4 protein-coding genes and 1 pseudogene are annotated in these 2592 nt (G+C 69.6%); 2 read left to right on the top strand and 3 right to left on the bottom strand.

The genetic code is table 11. The features are described from left to right. Nucleotides 1–384 (top strand): annotated as a pseudogene (locus WA944_RS21415) (alpha/beta hydrolase); the annotation flags it as partial. A 79-nt stretch (nucleotides 385–463) separates the two neighbouring features. Here WA944_RS21415 and WA944_RS21410 read toward each other — a convergent pair. Continuing rightward, a complete protein-coding gene (locus WA944_RS21410; protein WP_526368770.1) occupies nucleotides 464–1225 on the bottom strand; it encodes a DUF3710 domain-containing protein in 762 nt (253 codons plus the stop codon). Nucleotide 1226: 1 nt separating this feature from the next. Continuing rightward, nucleotides 1227–1691: a dUTP diphosphatase gene (gene dut / locus WA944_RS21405; RefSeq protein WP_370332610.1), complete on the bottom strand. Its 465-nt coding sequence runs from the start codon at nucleotides 1689–1691 to the stop codon at nucleotides 1227–1229. Nucleotides 1692–1716: 25 nt separating this feature from the next. Here dut and WA944_RS21400 point away from each other — a divergent pair, with 25 nt between their 5' ends. Continuing rightward, nucleotides 1717–2193 (top strand): DUF3093 domain-containing protein, encoded by a 477-nt coding sequence (locus WA944_RS21400; RefSeq protein WP_163889905.1) that lies wholly within the window; start codon nucleotides 1717–1719, stop codon nucleotides 2191–2193. A 2-nt stretch (nucleotides 2194–2195) separates the two neighbouring features. On the opposite strand, the gene WA944_RS21395 is transcribed toward WA944_RS21400, so the two are convergent. After that, a complete protein-coding gene (locus WA944_RS21395) occupies nucleotides 2196–2498 on the bottom strand; it encodes a DUF4193 family protein (RefSeq protein ID WP_526368767.1) in 303 nt (100 codons plus the stop codon). Between the last annotated feature and the right edge of the window lie 94 nt (nucleotides 2499–2592).

Genomic DNA, 2592 nt, shown 5'->3' with positions numbered 1-2592 from the left:
GAGGTGCTGCGGCGCGACGGGCTCGTGTCGGCCACCGCCCAGATGCAGGCGTCGAGCCCGGCGTGGCTGGCCGAGGAGTTGACCCGGTCATGGGTCGGGCAGTGGCCGGCGCTGCCCGAGGCGATGGAGGCGGCGGCCCGGTATGTCGCGCCGACCGTCGGTGCGCTCGGGACGCTCACCGCGCCGCTGGGGGTGGTGTCGGCCGACGATGACCCGGTGCACCCGCTGGAGGTCGGAATCGAATGGGTGTCGGCGGCGCCGCGGGCGGCCCTGCGCACCGTGACGCTCGACGAGATCGGCACCGACCCCGGGGTCCTGGGTGCGCAGTGTCTGGCCGCGCTGCGCGACGCCGACGACCCGGCCCGACCCAGGCGAGCCCCGTAGGCCGCCGGAACTGCATTCCGGGCGCGAAAAAGCGCGTGCTGGCCTGCTGGAATACCGTTCCGGCGCGGAGTGGTCCGGGCTATCCCCCGGTGCCGGTGATGGTGGTGCGCAGTTGCTGCATCGCCGACCCCTGGGTGCCGCGCCGGGCCTCCGGCTGCTGTTCTTCGGGCGGCTGCTGTTGCTGGGGTTGGGGCTGGCCCGACGTCGCTGCCTGCTGCGCAGCGGCCTGTTCGGTGGCGGCGCGCAGCTGCGCCGCCATGGCGTCCGGCAGCTGTATCGGCAACGGGGTGCGGACCGGCATCGGGGTGTCCCCGCGGCGAACGACGGTGTCGGCCAGCGCATCTCGCGCCTGCTGGGCCAGCGCGGCGATCCGCTCGTGGGGTCCGCTGACGACACATCTGATCATCCAGCGGTAGCCGTCCACGCCGATGAAGCGCACCACACCGGCATTCTCGGCGCCCACTCCGACGACCTCGCGACCCCACGGACCGTCCTCGATGCTGACCTTGGGTACGTCTTTGCGCAGCGAGTCGGCCAGCTCCGAGGCGACCTCCCGCCACAGGCCGGTGGACTTCGGCGCCGCGTACGCCGCGATCGTGAAGCGGCCGTTGGGGGTCACCACCCAGACGGCGCTGGGCACGCCGGTGTTGCTGAGCTCGACCTGCACCTGGCCGGCCTCGGGCATCGGGATCAAAACCGAGCCCAGGTCGAGCCGGGCCACCGCCGCGACCGCCGGATCGTCGAAGTCGTCGATGTCGAACGGGCCTTCGAGCTCCTCGCCGGCGTCGGCCGTGCCCTCAGGGGCGTCGGAGCTGTCGTTACGTTGTCTCTTCAATGCCATTTCACAAACTCGCATGTCCGCCGGAGGAACCGTGGCCGCCGTCACCACGGGTTGTGTCGGCCAAGCCGGCCTCGTCGAACGACGTCACCTCGATCAGTTCGGGCAGTTCCACTCGCTGCACCAGCAACTGAGCTATCCGATCTCCACGACGGACGACGATCGGGGTCCGGGGGTCGAGGTTGATCAGCGAGACCTTCACCTCACCACGGTAGCCCGCGTCGATGGTGCCGGGACTGTTGACGATCGAAAGCCCTACGCGGGCAGCCAGACCCGAACGCGGATGCACCAGCCCGACCATGCCGAACGGTATCGCCACCGCGACGCCCGTCGGCACGAGAGCCCGCTCACCGGGCCCGAGTTCGATGTCCTGGGCACTGTAGAGATCGACTCCCGCGTCACCGTCGTGGGCGCGGCTGGGCAGCGGCAGGTCGCGATCCAGTCGCAGTACCGCCAGAGAGGTGGACACGACGTCAGAGATTACTCTTGGCCGCGTGTCCGACACGCGCGCCACCACGCAAACCGTTCGCTACCGCGAACGCCTGTGGGTCCCGTGGTGGTGGTGGCTGCCCGGCCTGGGCCTGGCCGCGCTGATCGCGCTGGAGGTCAACCAGGGAGTCAAGGCGCTGCCCAACTGGCTGCCGTTCGCGGTGCTGCTGCCGGTTGCGGTGGTCGTGCTGTTGTGGCTCGGCAGGACCGAGTTGCGGGTCACCAGCGGTGACGGTGAGACCGAACTGTGGATCGGGGGCGCCCACCTGCCGGTGAGCGTCGTCGCGCGCTCCGCCGAGGTGCCCCGATCGGCCAAGTCGGCGGCGCTGGGCCGACAGCTGGACCCGGCCGCCTACGTCGTGCACCGGGCGTGGATCGGCCCGATGGCGCTGCTGGTGCTCGACGATCCCGATGACCCCACCCCGTACTGGTTGATCAGTGCCCGGCATCCGGACAAGGTGCTCGCAGCGTTGGCCTCCTGACCTCAGGCGGCGCAGTCCGTGCAGATCATCTGACCGTTCTTCTCGGTGGCCAGCCGGCTGCGGTGATGGACCAGGAAGCAGCTCGAGCAGGTGAACTCGTCGGCCTGCTTCGGGATCACCCGAACCGAGAGCTCTTCGCCGGACAGATCGGCGCCGGGCAGTTCGAACGATTCGGCGGACTCGGATTCATCGACGTCGACCACCGCCGACTGGGCCTCGTTGCGCCGAGCCTTCAGTTCTTCGAGTGAGTCCTCGGAAACGTCATCGGTCTCGGTGCGCCGTGGGGCGTCGTAGTCAGTGGCCATCTGTGTCCCCTCCGTGGAGCTAGTGCAGCAGTGCTTTGTACCAGCGTCGAACGCATCCGCCAAATGATTCGTGCCCGGATTGCCACCGGTTCTA

This window comes from Mycobacterium sp., assembly GCF_049683355.1.
In the GTDB taxonomy this organism is placed as follows: domain Bacteria; phylum Actinomycetota; class Actinomycetes; order Mycobacteriales; family Mycobacteriaceae; genus Mycobacterium.
The sequence above is the reverse complement of the archived record's forward strand: the minus strand, read 5'-3'. Positions and strand labels throughout refer to the sequence as shown.